Source organism: Pseudomonas sp. NBRC 111131 (genome assembly GCF_001320525.1).
Classification (GTDB): Bacteria; Pseudomonadota; Gammaproteobacteria; order Pseudomonadales; family Pseudomonadaceae; genus Aquipseudomonas; species Aquipseudomonas ceruminis.
Genome location: NZ_BCBH01000022.1, coordinates 18971 through 35458, shown reverse-complemented (window position 1 = coordinate 35458; position 16488 = coordinate 18971). Strand labels below are relative to the sequence as shown.

Sequence of the window (16488 nt, the reverse complement as noted above, 5' to 3'; positions counted from 1 at the left end):
TTTTATATTCGGAGAACTCTTACTATTTCAGGCGTTAGGGAATATGTAGCGCAGGCTACGCATGCCCTCCTACCTGGCGGATGATCACGGTTTTATCTTGCACCTGAAAATGAACACGTTGACCTCCACTGAGGCGGAACTGATAAATCCCTAAGCGCTTATCAAAAACTTTGTAGTCGCTATCACCCAAACTCAATGCTGCGTCCCGAGGCGACAATCCCTCATGGTGAATCGCGTTTTGAAACTTGTCGAATTTTTCCTGCTCCACTTTTGTCAACACTGCTAAGTTCTTCCGCACCTCAACCTTGTCTAATTTCCAACCTTTATTTTCTTCTGAGATAGCGTTAAAGAATACAGCGTTTCTCGAACTGTGCCGGTCGCTTATGCCGGGAGTCGAAGGCGTCGAGAGGGGCGATGATAATGACGAATTGGAGGTACTCGAAATAGATCGATTCATCGCAGGTTTCGCAGGTTTCCTCGAACCAGGCGCCTGCTGCGAATTGGGAGGCATAATCAATGTTTTCGGCCTGTTCGTCGGTTCGGGCGATAATCGCTTAGGCATATGCCCGGTTGGATCACTGAAATTGACAGGGTCACCGGAGACATACGCATAGCAGTTGATCCCTCCCTGATCAAAGGGGCTCAACACATCCTGACTTAAGAATCGCATCAGAGCCGGGCTGTAACCACGAGCGCCGTTACCTAGCAGATACCAACCCGTGAGGGCTTCACGTGGTTGCCCGTTGAATCCAGGCAAGATGGGTGATTGAGGAAAGCTAAAACCATAAGGGCTGTAGCTAAGCGTTTCATGCCGCACTGCAGTCGCACCGCCCATAACCGTACGCATCGGGCCTGATAATAAAAGTGTGCTGCCTGACACCTCCCCAGCTCCGATTTGCGCAAGGTCCCCCGCTTCAGCCTTAACTATCGAACTCGCAGCACGCGCTCCCATCACCGTCACGAGCTCAGTGTTCCGGTAGAATCTTTTTTGAGAATAAACAGATTTCCCGCTCGGTGTAGCGCCCATAAAGACCTCACACGCACGCCACAATCTTGAACGAAGCGTGACAGAACCGTGCGAGCGGGAAAACTGACAAAAATATCAGTTGCAGGGCATTACGAATAACACCTTATATCGGCCTGCCCCGCCGACAGGCATCCAGCGACCCGGGCAATCTCAAGGCTTGGCGGCATCCTTCCAGCCGCCACCCAACGCCAGGAACACCCCAATCTGCCCCATGGCCACCTGGCTATTGGCCGCCGCCAGCTGCGCACGCATGTCGGTATACGTCCGCGTCGCCTGCAGGTCCGCCAGGAACGACTCACGCCCTGCCTGGTAATAGCGATGCGTCTGGTCCGCCGCTTCCTTGGCCGACTTCTCCGCCTCGGCCAGCGCATCGCGCCGGTCGAGCAGGGCGCTGTACTGGGCCAGGCGGGTCTGGGTCTCGCGAATGGCGTTCAGCACCACACCGTCGAAATGCGCCAGTGCCGCCTGTGTCGAGGCTTCGGCCATGCGAATGCGGGCGCGGGTGCCGTTGGTAGGGATGGTCCAGCTGATCTGCGGGCCGAAGCCCCAGCGGTTAGTCGAGGGTTCGCCGAGGTTTTCGAGGATACCGATGGTGCCGACCTGGGCGCCAAAGCTCACGTCCGGGTAGAGCGCGCCCGTGGCCACACCAATAGTCGCGGTGGCCGCTGCCAGTTGGCGTTCGGCCTGGCGCACATCCGGGCGGCGCTTGAGCAGCGCAGTGCCATCGCCAACCGGGACCAGTTGGTTCAGGTGCGGCAGCTCGGCGCAATCGGCGGTGCCGGCAGGTAGCTGGTCCACCGGCTTGGCCAGCAGCGCTGCCAGAGTGTACATGCCGGTCTCTCGTTCGGCCTTGAATCTGGGCAGTTCGGCGCGCAGGGACTTGAACTGGGTCTGCGAGCGGGTGACCTGGGTTTCATCGCCACGGCCGGCATCACGTAGGCGCTGGTTGAGCTGCACGCTCTGCTCCTGCAGGTCGAGCGACTCGCGGGCGATGTGGTATTCCTCGTTGGCCGAGCAGACCTGGGTGTAGGCCTTGACCACATCCGCCACCAGGGTGATGCGCGCAGTATCGGCGGCAGCCTGTACGGCGTCGGCATTGGCCTTGGCCGCTTCGGTGCCGCGCTTGAAGGTGCCCCACAGGTCGAACTGGTAGGAGGCGCTGATGATCGCTTCGCCGATGTTGGCCACCGGAACCTTCTCGGGCAGCAGGAAGGCCTCGCCGGACTCCTGCAAACGTTGCGCGCCTGCTTTGATGCCGCCGTTGAAACCACCCTGCGACTCGGCCACTTCGACCTGGGCACGGGCCTTGGCGATGTTGGCCGCCGCCACGCGCAGCTCGGTGTTGGCGCTCAGCGCCTGGCGTACCAGTTCGTTGAGGCGCTGATCCTGATACAGCTGCCACCAGTCCTCGGGCACCGGCGCCGACACCACGCTGTCAGCATCCTGGCGCAGCGGACCGTTGAGGTCGCTGCGCTGCACGGCTGCGTCCTTGGGCACTTCATAGTCCGGGCCGACCATCATGCAGGCACCCAGCGACAGGCAGAAACCCGCCAGGATCAGCTGTTTCATGGATGCTGACCCTCGATGATCGACACCGTGGCCGTCCGCCCGGCGATCATGCGGAAATCTGCCGGTACTTCATCGAAGGCGATGCGCACCGGGATCCGCTGGGCCAGGCGCACCCAGCTGAACGCTGGGTTGACGTTGGGCAGCAGGTTGGCGCCACTGCTGCGGTCGCGGTCCTCGATACCGGCGGCAAAGCTCTGCACATGGCCGCGCAGGCGGGTGTTGTCGCCCATCACGCGGATGTCCACCGCATCGCCGATATGGATGCCACCCAGCTTGGTCTCTTCGAAGTAGCCATCGACGTGGTACGAGGCGCTGTCGACCACCGACAGCACCGCACGGCCAGCGGTGACGAATTCATGGTTACGCGGTGCGCGGTCGTTGAGGTAGCCATCTACCGGGCTGCGTACCACCGAACGGTCAAGGTTGAGCTGGGCGGTGTCGACCGCCACCTGGGCCTCGCTGACTGCCGAGCGCGCGCGGGCTTCACGGGACTGGCTTTCCTCCAGTTGCTCGGCCGCCACCAGGTTGCCCAACTTGCGGTTGCGCTGCGCTTCGCGGGAGGCCTGGGCCAGGGTTTCCTGGCGCTCGCCGAGGGTGGCCTTGGCCTGGCGCAGCGCCAGGCTGAAGCGGTCCTGGTCGATGGTAAACAACACGTCACCGCGTTTGACGGTCTGGTTGTCGCGCACCTCGACCTTCTGGATCAGCCCGGACACATCCGGAGCGATCTGGATCACGTCGGCCCGGATGTGACCGTCGCGGGTCCAGGGGGCGAACATGTAGTACACCACCATCTGCCATACGAGCACGGCGGCGAAGGTCACTACCAGCAAGGTCAGGACCACACGGCCCAGGGTCAGCAAAGGTTTTTTCATGGCAGCATCAGGCTTCGGCAAAAATGGTCCACCGCGCCAAGCAGCACGGCATACAGGGCAACGTTGAACAGCGCCCGGTGCCAGACCAGGCGGTAGAAATGCAGGCGCACCAGCACCGCGTGCACCCCAAGGAACAGCAGGTAGGTGCAGAACATCATCACCAGCAGCGTGGGCAGGAATACCCCACTGATATCCAGTTCACCGATCACAGGGGCGCTCCGTCGAGGCCGGGGGGCAGTTGCGGTTGTTCGGCCGGTTCAAGCATGACCTCGACACCTGGCAACAGCGCCAGGCGCAGGCCGCTCAGGGCGTGCAGCAGGTGGGTGCGGGCGTCACCGCGCTCGTACAGTTCATCCAGGTTAAGCGCCAAGCGGGCGCGCTCCATATTGCGCAGCAGCGCGGCCGGGGCATGCAGGCGTTCGCCCGCGCGCAGGCAGGCCGCGTAGTGGCCGCCGACTTCCTCGATGACCGTTTGCAGGCGCTCGCGGGCCAAGGTGCCTGCGCGTGGCATGTAGGCCAGCAGGTCGAGCAGGTTCAGGCCCACACGCAGGTCGCGCAGCGCCACGCCGCTGTCCTGGCCGGTCTGGGACAGGCGCGGCAGGTGCTGCATCAGGCGGTCGAGCATCTGCACGCCAACCTGGCGGTGTTCGGCCAGCGTGGCCGGCTCGGTCATCTCAACGATGTCGCGCCAGGCGAAACGGGTCATGCGTTTGGCGGCCAGTTCCACGCCGAACGGGCGCATCACCAATGTCCAGATGAATGCGAACAACAGCCCAACCGGGCCGGCCAGGTTGGAGTTGAGGAAGGTGAAGAAGTCGGCGTCGTAGGCGCCCTGGATGCTGATGAAGGTCGAGGTGTTGACGATGGTCAGCAACGTGCCCAGGTAGAAACGCGGCTGCACGGTCAAAGTACCGATGCAAATGAACGGCACCGCGAAGGCCAGTACCAGCATCGGGAAATCGTGCAGGTTGGGCAGTACCAGGAACAGGTACAGGCTGGAGAAGATGACCGACATCAGCGTCCAGAAGAAGAACCGGTAGATCTGCGGCGCGGGGTCGTCCATCGCCGCGAAGAAGCTGCACGACACAGCGGCAAGAATCACCGCGCTGGCGCCGTCGTTCCAGCCCAGGCCAATCCACAGGCCGCAGGCAACGATGATGGCGAGCACGGTAGAGATCACCGAATAGAACATCAGGCCGCGGTCGAAGAACGGCGTCAGGCGGCCCAGGCGCCAGTGGCGGTACACCGCGCGCCAGGGCGTGGGGTCATCGGTGCGCAGGGCGTGTTGCAAGGTGCAGCAGTCCTGCCACAGGTCGGCCCATTCGGTCAGGCGGTAAAGGGCGTTGGACAGCAGCAGCTCGGCGCGCTGATCGAGCGCGGCAGCACCAGGCTGCAAGCGGTCGATCTTCTCGTGCAGGGCCGTCCAGCGCGCCACTGAAGCGCTGTCGGCGGTACCCTGAAGCCACTCGCGGGCGGCTTGCAGTACCGGTTGCAACTGGGCGAACTGCAACGGGGCGCGCCCTTGGAGGGCAACCAGGGCATCGTCGAGCGCATCGATCACCGGCAGCAGGTGGATCATCCTGCCGCGCAGTTCGCGGGCGTTCTTGAGGGTGTGAGGGCCAGCACCTTCGTGGCCGAGCTGGCCGATCATCATTTCCAGCGAGTTGAAAGTAGCGACCATCGCGCCGCGCATGGCACCCACTTTCTCGGCAGCGACATCGCGGGCCAGGTAGGTGTCGCTGTAGCGGATCGCATCAATGAACCAGTTACCGGTAGCGCCAACCACCACAGGTGCCAGCCGACGCGGCCAGAAGATCGCCCCGACCACCGCCGCGCAGACGATGCCCAGGCAAATCTCCTGGGCACGGGAAGAAGCCACGTCGAACACCGCCAGCGGGTTGTCGACCACGGCCAGGGCGATCATCGGCAGGGTGTAGCCGGCGAGCATCAGCACGTAGTTGTTGGCGGTGCGCAGGTTCAGCGAAAGGTACAGCAGGGTGCCGGTCCACATGGCAATGGCGACCGTCAGCAGCAACGGAGACTGCACCAACGGCGGCACCAGGAAGATCGCCCCGCCAGCACCGAGCAGCGTGCCCACGGCGCGATACAACGCCTTGGAACTGGTGGGCCCGACGAACGGGCTGGAGACGATGTAGACGGTGGCCATCGCCCAGTACGGGCGCGGCAACTGCATCAACAAGGCGATGTACAAGGCGATCATCGATGCAGCGAAGGTACGCACGCCATAGAACCAGTCACGGGCCGGTGGTACCGAGCTGAAAAAGCCGTTCATGCCACCCCGCCTGCGGTACCGAGGCCGGCGGCCTCGAAGGCACGCAATACGCGCAACGTGGCTTGCAGGTCGGCCTCGTCAATGCCTTGAAGCACGTCATGGCGCACACGCACCAGCTCGGCTTCGATAGCCTCAGCCAGGGCGCGCCCTTCGGCGGTCAGGCTCAGGGCCTTGGCGCGGCGGTCCAGTGGGTCCTCGCTGCGGCACACCAGCCCGGCCTTGCACAACTGATCGAGCAGGCGCACCAGGGATGGGCTTTCCAGGCCGGCGGCCTGGGCCACCGCTACCTGATGCACGCCATCGCCCAGGCGCACGATCATCAGCAGCGGTGCAGCGCAGGCTTCGGAAATGCCGTAACCGGTCAAGGCGGTATGGCAGATGCGCCGCCAGTGGCGTGCGGCAACGACCATGCCGCTGCTGACGTGCAGGCGCAGTGAATCAAGCGTCATGAGAGGAACCAAGGATATTCATAGTTTGCTAACTATCAATATACGCCTGGCCCTCCCCCTGTCGTCAACCGGAGGCGACAGAGGGAATGGATGAATTGTTGTTCATTTTGAGGGATTGAGGCTCTCTGCACCGGCCCCATCGCCGGCAAGCTCAGGGCTGGACCTGGTCTTCGAGCTTCATCGCCAACGCCAGTGTGCTGCCCATCTGCACCGCGCGGTCCCGCCAATCGAGGTAGCGTGCGCCGTCCCGCCTGCTGAAATGCACCGCCAGCTCCTCGGCGGCCTGCATCACCCCGGTCGCCGCCGCAAGTTCCAGCCAGTACAGCGCCGCCTTGGTGTCTGCCTCCACATGCAGCCCATGCAATAGCCGGTAGCCCACCTCGAACCGGCACCGCGCTTCGCCCCGTTCGGCGCCACGAAGGAACCACTGGTACGCCTGAGTCAGGTCTACCTGCCAGCCCAGTTCGGTGTCGCAGACTTCTTCCTCGAGCAGATCACCGAGCGCAGCAGCGGCGTGCAGCATGCCGCGGTCAAAGGCCTGCCGATAACATTGCGCAGCTTGCACGTAGGAGGTATCGATACCTTTGCCGAAGTAATGCTGCTGCCCCAGGTTGAACCAGGCAGCGGCACTGCCCTGCAAAGCGGCCATGCGCAGCAGGTGCCCGGCGAGCACGGTGTCGGCCCGCCAGTACTTGCCATTGAGCCAGATCCAGCCGAGGTCGTTGAGCGCTGCCACATTGCCGGCCAGCGCCTGCTGCCGCAGGTCGACGTACACCGCCTGCAAGTCTGGCGCTTCGTCCAGGCGGCTGACCAGCAGCGACTGCTGGCTCGGCAAGCCCACCCCGGCGAACAGCCGCTGGCGCCTCCCGGCGGGCGTCGGCGCGGCGATGACCTGCTCTGGCAGAAGATGGGCGAGCAGCGAATGGATATTGCTGGCAGCAGACATGTTCATCCTCATTGAACGACCCACAGGCCCGACCGTGGCTGTGATGAGGCGTGATTCTGCGCGACGTCACGTCAAAACCTGTCGCGAACGATTCGACAGCAGGCAACCAAATGGCAGTTCCTTGATCTGAACGGGTCGTGGCTAATTGCCATGACCCACGCTTGCCGCCATCCTGATGCGGCAAGCCTAGACAAGGACGTTATCTTTTGCCGTTCGCCACTACTCGCGCCACCATCAGCCGCCAGTGGGCACTGCTACGCCAGTTGCCCAACCGCTCGCCGGGCATTACCAGTGCCGAACTGGTATGGCGCCTGCGGGATGTGGGCTTCAACGTCAGCAAACGCACCGTGGAGCGCGACCTCAACGAGCTGTCGTTGATTTTTCCGCTGGAGCGCAATGACAAGAGCATCCCATTTGGCTGGCATTGGTCGGCGAATGTCGTCGGGGAGCTGCGTGGGCATTTCGATCTGCAGGGTTTTCTGCGCGGTGAAACGCTACAGCCGGGCCAGGAGGGTGGGCTGGAGCTGCAGGCCTGGGTCAGCGATCAGGTGGCGCGGCAGTTGCGCGATGCGCCCTTAAGCGCAGACATGCAGCTGACCCCGCTGGCGCAGGGGCATCTGCTACAGGCCACGGTCCAAGACGGTGGGGCGTTGCGCTGGTGGGTGTTGAGCCAGGGGGAAGGAGTAAGGGTGGAGCAGCCCGCCGGGTTGCGCAATGAGATCGCCAGGACCCTGAGCAATGCGGCTGCCAAGTATCAGGAGTAGTTGACTGCACCTGTCCTATCGCCGGCTTGTCGGCGATAGGACAGGTGAAGATCAGCGCTGCATCCCCCAGCGCCGCACAGTCAACCGCTCCAGGGTATTGAACACCAACCCCTCGACCAGCAAGCCAATCAGGATCACCACCGCCAGCCCGGCGAACACCTTGTCGGTGTACAACTCGTTACGGTTCTGGAAGATGTACCAGCCCAGCCCGCCCTTGCCACTGCTGGCGCCAAACACCAGTTCGGCCGCGATCAGCGTGCGCCAGGCGAAGGCCCAGCCGATCTTCAGCCCCGACAGGATCGACGGCAACGCCGCCGGCACCAGGATATGCAGCACCAGGCGCAGGCCTTTGAGCCCATAGTTGCGCCCGGCCATGCGCAAGGTTTCCGACACCCCGAGAAAGCCTGCGTAGGTATTAAGCGCCAGCGCCCAGAGCACCGAATGCACCAGCACGAAGATCAGGCTGTTGTCACCGAGGCCGAACCAGAGCAAGGCCAGCGGCAACAGGGCAATTGCCGGCAGCGGGTTGAACATCGAGGTCAGCGTGCCCAGCAGATCGCGCCCAAGTTGGGTCGATACCGCAAGGCTGGTCAGGCCGAAAGCCAGGACGATGCCCATCAGGTAGCCCTTGAGCAGGATCACCAGCGACACGCCGACTTTTGCCGGCAATTCGCCGCTCACCAGGCCGTCCCACAGCGCTGCTGCGGTCTGCAGGAAGGTCGGCAGCAGCAGGTCGTTGCCCTGGTAGCGGGCGATGGCCTCCCACAACGCAGCGATCACCACGAGGATCACCGCCTTGCGCAACCATCCATGCTGCCAAAGGCGCTGGGCCAGTGGCAGGTTGCGCTCCAGAGGCACACTGAGCAGCGGCTCCAGCTGCACCTCGTATTCCTGGCGTACAGGTGTAGTGGTCATGGCTGAAGCTCCTGTCAGTAAGCGATGCGGATGTCGTTGAAGCCCAGGTCGTCCGTTTGCTCGGGCACATCGACCTCGTCGAACAGCAGGCGATGGATGCGTCGTGCGCTGGCCTGGAAGTCACTGGCGCCGAGGCTGCCCAGGTCGTACTGATGGCTGTGCACCTCGGCCCTTACCCGCCCCGGGTGGGGCGACAACAGCAAGATGCGGTTACCGACCACCAGCGCTTCTTCGATGGAGTGGGTGACGAACAGCAAGGTAAAGCGCACCTCCTCCCACAGCAGCAGCAGCTCTTCCTGCATCTTGCGCCGGGTCAACGCGTCGAGCGCGGCAAACGGCTCGTCCATCAACAGGATCTTCGGTTGCGTGGCCAGGGCGCGGGCAATCGCCACGCGCGCCTTCATGCCGCCCGACAGGGTGTGCGGATAGGCGTCGGCGAAGGCGGCGAGGCCGACCTTGTCCAGGTAGTGCAACGCACGCTCTTCAGCCTCGGCACGCTTGAGCTGGCCAGACACCAGCAACGGGAACATGACGTTCTGCTTCACCGTCTTCCACGGTGGCAGCTGGTCGAACTCCTGGAACACCACGATGCGGTCAGGGCCGGGGCCGCTGACTGGCTGGCCCTGCAGCAGGATCTGCCCTTCCTGGGGGCTGATAAAACCTGCCACGGCCTTGAGCAGGGTGGACTTGCCGCACCCCGAAGGGCCGAGCAAGACAAAACGGTCGGCACGATCGACTTCGAAGCTGACCTGGTGAGTGGCCCGCACCACGCGCTGCGCGGTGCGGTATTCAAGGCTCAAATTGTCCACCTTGAGCAAAGGCGCTGTAGCGACACGGCTCAGGTTGCTGGCCGTGTGGCCTGGCAATGGGGCGGTCATGGTCGGTCAGCTCCCCTGCAGCGGGCGTTCGTCCTGGAAGAAGTAGTCCTTCCACGATTCCGGCTTGTGCTTGATGGCGCCGACCCGGTACAGGAAATCAGCCAGCTTGTAGGTGTTCTTCGGTGTGACAGTGAACTCGTACTGCGGATTGTCGATCAGCTTGATCAGCGCATCGCGGTCGATCTTGGCCTTGGTCACACGGATATAGGTGTCGGCAGCGGCTGCCTTGTCCTTCTGGGCAAAGTCCGCAGCCTCGGCCAGCGCATCGACAAAGGCCTTGTAGGTCTTGGGGTTGTCATTGCGGAATTTTTCGGTGGCGAACAGCAGGGTCGGCGAGTTGGGGCCGAGCAGGTCATAGCTGTTGAGCACCACGTGCACGTCCTTGTTGGCCAAGGCCTGGTCCTGGAACGGCGGGTTGGAGAAGTGCCCGTTGAGCTCAGTACCACCCGCCAGCAACGCAGCAGTGGCGTCCGGATGCGGCACGGCCAGGGTGTATTTGTCGAGGCGGTTGTATTCCTTGTCTCCCCACTGCTGGGCAGCAGCGTACTGCAGGAAGCGCGACTGCACCGAGACGCCCACTGCTGGCACGGCTATACGGTCCTTGTCGGAAATGTCGGCGATGGTCTTCACGTTCGGGTTGCTGCTGAGCAGGTAGTACGGGAAGTTGCCCAGCGAGGCCACGGCCTTGACGTTCTGTCGGCCTTTGGTACGGTCCCACACGGTCAGCAGCGGGCCGACACCGGCGCCGGCGATGTCTACCGAGCCGGACAGCAGCGCGTCATTGATTGCCGCGCCACCAGAGAGCTGGGCCCAGTCGACCTCGATGTCGATGCCCTGCTCCTTGCCGTGTTTCTCGATCAGGTGCTGGTCACGTACCACGTTGAGCAACAGGTAGACGATACCGAACTGTTCGGCGACGCGGATCTTGCCTTCGGCATGTGCCGCGGTGGGCAGCGCAAGGCTACCGACGACCAGGCTGGCGCCCAGGCCAATGCTTGCCGCCAGGCGGCTGATGGAGTTGCGCATGATGTTTCCTCAGTCGTCAGAACGGGGCATCGCCCTGGATGGTGGTACGGAACAGTTTGCGCCGCAGGTGCGCAGGGCAGCCGGTGGCCAGGTGGATGAGCGAGCGGTTGTCCCAGAACACCATGTCGTGGGGTTGCCACTGGTGGCGATAGATGTTCTGTTCCAGCACGCTCAAGGCGTAAAGCTGCTGCAGCACGTCGCGGCTTTCATCGTCCGGCAGGCCGACGATGCGGGTGGTGAAACCTTCACTGACGAACAGCGCTTTGCGGCCGTTCTCCGGGTGGGTACGCACCACCGGATGGATGACTTCCTGCACCTGGGCCAGTTGCTCGGCGGTCAGGGTGGGGCGCCAGTTACCTTCGAATTTGGTTTCGGCATAGCGAGCGGTGTAGGAGTGAGCGGCACTACGGCCTTCGACCACCTTACGCAGGGCTTCGGGAACGGCGTCCCAGGCTTTGTGCATATCGGCGAACAGGGTATCGCCACCTTCGCTGGGCAGCTCCTGGGCGTGAAGCATGGAACCCAGGCTTGGGAGTTCTTTGTAGGAGAGGTCCGAGTGCCAGAACTTGCCGGCATCACCCAGGCCGATGTTCTGGCCGTTCTCGATGATGTTGGAGACGATCAGGATCTCAGGGTGGCCAGCAAGCAGGAACTGCTTGAGCACATGGATCTGCAGCTCACCGAAACGGCGGCTGAAGCTGATCTGCTGTTCAGGGCTGATGCGCTGGTCGCGGAACACCAGCACATGGTGGTCGAGGTGGGCGCGATGAATACGGGAGAAATCCTCGGCGTTGACTGGTTTGGCCAGGTCCAGGCCGATGATCTCGGCGCCGACGGCACCAGAGAACGGGCGGATTTCGAAGGTTTGCGGCTGGGCGCTGTCGATGGACGACAAGGCGTTCGAGGCGGCGGACATTGTTCACTCCCACGCAGTGCGCGACTTCAAGACGCGCAACGATCAGAAACGCACGGGGATTACCCGTGTGGGTTCAAGTCGTGCGGCGCATCGATTGGTCGATGGGTACGCAGTCGGGCGAACTATAAATGCATAAGAAGAATATTTTAAATATCTTTAACGAATATCCATATGATGCAGTTCATTGCAGTGTGTAGGCACCAAACGCCGCTAACGCCACTCGCTATAAGGCTCCAGAGACGTTACTGGCAACGCCAGGTTACCCCGCCATGGCTCGAACAGATAACGCACATAGAACACAGCATGGCTGGGTGCATAGTCATCGCTATGCTGCCAGTCGAAACCGGCCCCCATTGCCCAGTGATCGCTCAAACGCCGCTCAACGGCGCCATGCAGGCGATACCCCAGTCCGGTGCTGTCGCTGGCGTCGACCGTGGCATCAATGTTGGACTCGACAACGTCATAGCGCGCCAGCAACTTGCGGTTGATGCGCGAGTCCGGGTAGAGACGGCTGCTATCGCTATGGGCGCGCGACCAACTGACCGAGCCCTCCACCAGGAACGACCAGTCGTAGTTGCGCCAGGCGTAACTGACTGGCACACCCACCGACTGGTAGCGCTGTGGGCTGTAATACCCACCCTGGCCGAGGCTGTAACCACCCAGATCCTTATCATAACGCCAATGCATCAGGGTAAGGCCGACCCGCATGCGCTCATCCGCCGTTTCTATCGCTCGGTAGTAGTATCCCGCCATGGCGCGAGTGCGTTGGTTATCGGCAACATTCTCACCATAGAGCCAATGGTGCCCCAGACTGGCCCACACCCCATGATCACCACCCTGGTCCCAGCTCAAACCCAATGTCGCGCCATTGGCCGTCACGCCACCCCAGCGCACGCCGGTAGCAGGATCACGCGCTCCGGCGAACGACAGCAGCGAATTGCTCATGGGCCTGCGCGAGGCCGCCAGCGACCACCCCACCTGCCCCAGGTCGCCATTGACGATGGCGCCACCCAGCCAGTTGTTGACCTCGTAACCTTGAGTGGTGCCCAGGTCAAAGCCCCAGCGATCATTCTGCCAGCCCAACGCCAGCACGCCGCCGTCAGCCGTTTGCGAACCACCGCGACAGGTTGGCAGGGCCGCGCCGTTACGGGTTACGCCTTCAAACTGGCAGGTACCGAAATCGGCCGTATTGCGCCCATCTTCGTTCAGGTCGAAGGAACCTGCATCCATGCCAATGCGTTCCACGCGGGCGAACGCCGTGCCGTCGTCCCATGGGGTGTCGACATGCAGCAAGGTCGATTGGGTGCTCAACCTGGAAATACCTGGCGTACCGTCGTTCTTGCGCCAGCCGTAGTCATGCATGAGCGTGACATGGGTGTTGCGCTGGCGGTAGAGCTCATCCACATCACTGCGCAGGCTGCGCACCAGCCAATCATCCGCATCGTTGGCACGGCTGGCCAAAGTCATTGCCCGGTCATCCCGCGGCGAGAGCGCCGAACGACCGAGCAATTGCGCATCGGCCATCGCCGCTGCATAAAGGTCCAATGCGCGCTGCGGATCGTCTGCAGCGACTAAGCGCGCAGCATCACGGCGCAGCAAGGGGTCAGGCTGGGGCTGTTGTGCAGCAATGCGCTCCAGCAGCCTGGCAGCTTTTTGTTTTTCCCCCAACGCCACCCAGACCTCCGCCAGACGCTGCTGGCCCCCCACCGTCAGGTCAGTCAATTGCAACGGTTGCGTGGCCAATGCCTGGCGCACACGCGCCAGGTCGCCTTCGGCAATCCAGCTTTGCATCATGCCGAGGCGGGCTTCCGGGCGCTTGGGCTGAGCCTGCAATACACGCTGGTAGTAACCACGCGCCTTGCTGTGATCGCCCCGCTCTGCCGCCCAGTCCGCCATCAACAAGAGGTCGTCAGGATCACCCTCGCCCTGGGCCTGGACGGCTTCCAGCACTGCGGTCGCCTCATCGGTACGGCCCTGGTCCTGCAGACGCTGCGCCTGGGCCAGGGTCATGCGCCGACGCAGCCGTTTGTCCAGCGACCGCATGTCATCGGTCCAGGCACCTTGTGGCACGGCGCGCAAGGTCTGCTGGGCGAGCACATCACGGTCACTGGACTCTAGATAAAGCCCATGGGCATAGCGGGTGGCGGGATCCGCCGACTGACGCTGCAGTACTTGGGCGAATGCGGCGTCTGCCTCGGCGTTACGCCCCTGTTGGCGAAGGCTGCTGGCCAACTGGTAAACCAACCATGGCTCATCGGGGGCCAGCTCGACAGCCTGCTCCAGTACTCGGCTGGCAGTGAGCCAGTCCTCATGGCGCAATGCCACATCAGCCTGCTCGCGCAGGCGGGCAAGTTGCAGACTTTGCCGCAGGCTGGCGAACTGGGCCTGCTGAGCCGGCGGCAGGCTTTCCAGATACGCTTGGGCCTTGTCCATCGATTGAGCTTGATAGATCCGCATCAAGCCGCGTAGCGCACTTTCATTGCCTGGTGCTCTACCCCGTACGTGCAGGTACTGCCGCTCGGCGCTAGCTGCATCACCTTCGGCCAGCGATACATCAGCCAGCCCGAGCAAGGCAAATTCATCCTCGGGGCGTTGCTGTCGCGCCTGCTGATACAGCGTGCGAGCGGTGCGCAGGTCCTGCTTGGCCAGCGCGTTGTCCGCCCGTTGCAGCAACCCCCAGTACTGGCTGGAAGCCTCAAGGTCTTTCCATTTGCTCATCAAGCGTGTGCTCTGCTCGATCGCAGCAGCCTGGCGGAACGCAGTGTTAGCCTCTGCGTAACGACGCTGGCGCATCAGTGCGACACCCAACGCACCGTGCAAACTGGCATCGTCCGCATAGTGGCGCAGCGCCAGGCGCAGCTGCGCTTCGGCTTGAACATTACGTTCCTGTTCGAGTAGCACCTTGCCGCGTTGCCCTGCCTGCCAGGCGGGGTCGGCCACCAGTTTGCGCTGCTGATTGAGGTTTTCGCCGGCCAGGGTCAGCAGAGGCGAGGCTGGGTAACGCTGCACGAACTTCTGCCAGGCTGCAACGCTGCTGCCACTTACCGGCTGCTCGGACAGGTAGTCGAATTCGCGCTGTGCGGCAGCATCTCGCGCTGCCGGGTCACGCGACAGTTGGTCCAGCACCTGCAATGCCTCGCTATCGCGGTCTTCGCTGAACAACCAGCTGGCCAGGGTCTGGCGCAGGCCAGCATTGCCAGGGTACTGACGATCAAGCTGTTGCAACTGACTGATTGCTTGCGGCCGTTGCCCGACTAGATTGCCCCGCACGCGCCAGTAATCCAGGGCCATGTCCAGGCTCGGGGGATCCCCGGCAAACAACTGGTCATAGGCGATCAGGGCTTCTTCATAGCGTCCGGTGACCGCCAGCAGGCGGGCCTGCTGCAGCCGCTGCGCCGGCTCCGGTTGTTGCAGTTGCAGCAAACGGCGAGCCCGCCGGTCCTGATTGCTTCCAGGCGCCACTTGGCTGATCGTTGCACTCAGTTGTTCCGCCTCTTGGGGCTTCTGTTCCCGCAGAGCCAGGCTCAACGCTGCCAGCAACGCATCAGGGTCGCGTGGTTCCAACAGCCTCAGCTTGGCCAGGGCGTTATGCACCAGGTCATCGCGGTGCAACGCTTCACCGACACGGACCTGTTCGAGCAGCCATTGGCGCTGCTCATCGCGATCCTTAGGTTGTGCGGCCACTGCACATGACAACGCTGTCAAGGTCAGCACACCGATCATTCGGAACATGGTGCGCTCCAGGCAGGCAGCAGTCGGCCGTTGTTGTCGAAGCGATAACGGCCCTCATCCCAGCCCTGGCCGAACAGGGCAAGCACCTGGTTGTAATACGCGCGCGGCTCGACGGGCTGCTCGTGCAGGCGTTTACGCTGGGCTTCAAGCGCAGCGTGGCCGCCCGGGGCAGTGGCCAACAGCGGCAGGAGTGCTGCAGAGAAGCCCACGGGGCCATGGCCGCTGACCTTTGCGCTGAGGGCGTCGACGCTTTCCGGTGGCTGGCCGCCGCGCATGGTCAGCGCCACCATCGGTGCAAAATGGTGCAGTAACTCATCACGCTGCGCCGCCCCGTTGGCCAGCATTCCCAACCACAGGTACACACGAATGGCGTCATAGTCCCCGGCACTGCCGTGCTCGGGATCGGGCTCGACGGCGGCTGCAGGTGTCCACAACAACCAGTCCGGCGCGAAGCCCTTGGGCGACGCCTCTAACCAGACACGGCGGACATTGCCAGCCATCTCCGCCCATAAGGGATCTACCAAGGCGAAGCGGTCGAACAACTGCGGGGGCAGGTAGCTGGGATTGAGCCGCCAGCCACGATCGTTTTCGAAACCGTAGTCGCCAGGCAATATCATCACACCCAGACCAGGCAACTTGCGCACGGTCTGCGCGGCAATGCGCCAAAGCATCTGCTGGCCCAACTGAGCGTAGGTGGGCTCATCCCACAGCCGCCCCGCTTCGAGCAGGCTGTAAGCGATCCACAGATCAGCGTCGCTGGCATTATTGGTGTCCAATACTTGCCATTGTTGCTGGCTGTTGCGCCCCCATAGCCAAGCCGGCAAGTGCCGTGCAAGGTCACCCTGGGCTAGGTTGTTGCTGGTCCAGCGCAGCACGTGAGCAAAGGCCTCGCGATCATTACCGACCAAGGCGAAGAACAACGCATAGCTCTGCCCTTCGGAGGTGGTAACCAGACGCTCGTCACTGCGATCAAGAACTCGGCCATCCGCACTGACCATTTGGATCTTGAATCGCTCCCAGGCCGGCCACGGACACGCCGTCGACGCCGCAGCGACGGCGGGCATGCACAGCAGCGCCAGTAATGCCAACAGCTGTCGCATG

Annotated in this window: 14 protein-coding genes; 1 reads left to right on the top strand and 13 read right to left on the bottom strand. The window is 62.8% G+C overall.

Features of this window, described 5'->3' with window-relative positions:
- Positions 1-55 precede the first annotated feature (55 nt).
- The 7 genes from APH34_RS28795 to APH34_RS19005 all read right to left on the bottom strand — a co-directional run bounded on the left by APH34_RS28795 (position 56) and on the right by APH34_RS19005 (position 7156).
- Positions 56-952: an RHS repeat-associated core domain-containing protein gene (locus tag APH34_RS28795; protein WP_256215745.1), complete on the bottom strand. Its 897-nt coding sequence runs from the start codon at positions 950-952 to the stop codon at positions 56-58.
- Positions 953-1177: 225 nt separating this feature from the next.
- A complete protein-coding gene (locus APH34_RS19030) occupies positions 1178-2596 on the bottom strand; it encodes an efflux transporter outer membrane subunit (RefSeq protein WP_054902448.1) in 1419 nt (472 codons plus the stop codon).
- Positions 2593-3468: an HlyD family secretion protein gene (locus tag APH34_RS19025; protein WP_054902447.1), complete on the bottom strand. Its 876-nt coding sequence runs from the start codon at positions 3466-3468 to the stop codon at positions 2593-2595. Before APH34_RS19025 ends, APH34_RS19030 begins: the two co-directional genes overlap by 4 nt.
- Positions 3465-3677, bottom strand: a complete 213-nt coding sequence (locus APH34_RS19020) for a DUF1656 domain-containing protein (protein ID WP_054902446.1) — start codon at positions 3675-3677, stop codon at positions 3465-3467. Before APH34_RS19020 ends, APH34_RS19025 begins: the two co-directional genes overlap by 4 nt.
- Complete coding sequence (locus APH34_RS19015; RefSeq protein WP_054902445.1) at positions 3674-5761, bottom strand: FUSC family protein; 2088 nt, start codon at positions 5759-5761, stop codon at positions 3674-3676. The genes APH34_RS19020 and APH34_RS19015 overlap by 4 nt, the downstream gene beginning before the upstream one ends.
- On the bottom strand, positions 5758-6210 hold the full coding sequence (locus APH34_RS19010; protein ID WP_054902444.1) for a MarR family winged helix-turn-helix transcriptional regulator: 453 nt from the start codon (positions 6208-6210) through the stop codon (positions 5758-5760). The genes APH34_RS19015 and APH34_RS19010 overlap by 4 nt, the downstream gene beginning before the upstream one ends.
- Before the next feature lie 151 nt (positions 6211-6361).
- The gene (locus tag APH34_RS19005; protein ID WP_054902443.1) at positions 6362-7156 is read right to left on the bottom strand and encodes a tetratricopeptide repeat protein; all 795 of its coding nucleotides are present in this window, start codon (positions 7154-7156) and stop codon (positions 6362-6364) included.
- Positions 7157-7362: 206 nt separating this feature from the next.
- Here APH34_RS19005 and APH34_RS19000 point away from each other — a divergent pair, with 206 nt between their 5' ends.
- Positions 7363-7920: a WYL domain-containing protein gene (locus tag APH34_RS19000; protein ID WP_054902442.1), complete on the top strand. Its 558-nt coding sequence runs from the start codon at positions 7363-7365 to the stop codon at positions 7918-7920.
- Positions 7921-7971: 51 nt separating this feature from the next.
- Here the strand turns inward: APH34_RS19000 and APH34_RS18995 are convergent, their stop codons facing one another.
- The 6 genes from APH34_RS18995 to bcsZ all read right to left on the bottom strand — a co-directional run bounded on the left by APH34_RS18995 (position 7972) and on the right by bcsZ (position 16487).
- Positions 7972-8835: an ABC transporter permease gene (locus APH34_RS18995; protein WP_054902441.1), complete on the bottom strand. Its 864-nt coding sequence runs from the start codon at positions 8833-8835 to the stop codon at positions 7972-7974.
- A gap of 14 nt (positions 8836-8849) precedes the next feature.
- Complete coding sequence (locus tag APH34_RS18990) at positions 8850-9713, bottom strand: ABC transporter ATP-binding protein (RefSeq protein WP_054902440.1); 864 nt, start codon at positions 9711-9713, stop codon at positions 8850-8852.
- Between the two features lie 6 nt (positions 9714-9719).
- Complete coding sequence (locus APH34_RS18985) at positions 9720-10739, bottom strand: ABC transporter substrate-binding protein (protein WP_054902439.1); 1020 nt, start codon at positions 10737-10739, stop codon at positions 9720-9722.
- 16 nt (positions 10740-10755) lie between these two features.
- Entirely contained in the window at positions 10756-11655 is a 900-nt protein-coding gene (locus APH34_RS18980; RefSeq protein WP_054902438.1) for a TauD/TfdA family dioxygenase, read from the bottom strand.
- A 210-nt stretch (positions 11656-11865) separates the two neighbouring features.
- On the bottom strand, positions 11866-15387 hold the full coding sequence (gene bcsC / locus APH34_RS18975; protein ID WP_054902437.1) for a cellulose synthase complex outer membrane protein BcsC: 3522 nt from the start codon (positions 15385-15387) through the stop codon (positions 11866-11868).
- The gene (gene bcsZ / locus APH34_RS18970) at positions 15375-16487 is read right to left on the bottom strand and encodes a cellulose synthase complex periplasmic endoglucanase BcsZ (protein WP_054902436.1); all 1113 of its coding nucleotides are present in this window, start codon (positions 16485-16487) and stop codon (positions 15375-15377) included. Before bcsZ ends, bcsC begins: the two co-directional genes overlap by 13 nt.
- Between the last annotated feature and the right edge of the window lies 1 nt (position 16488).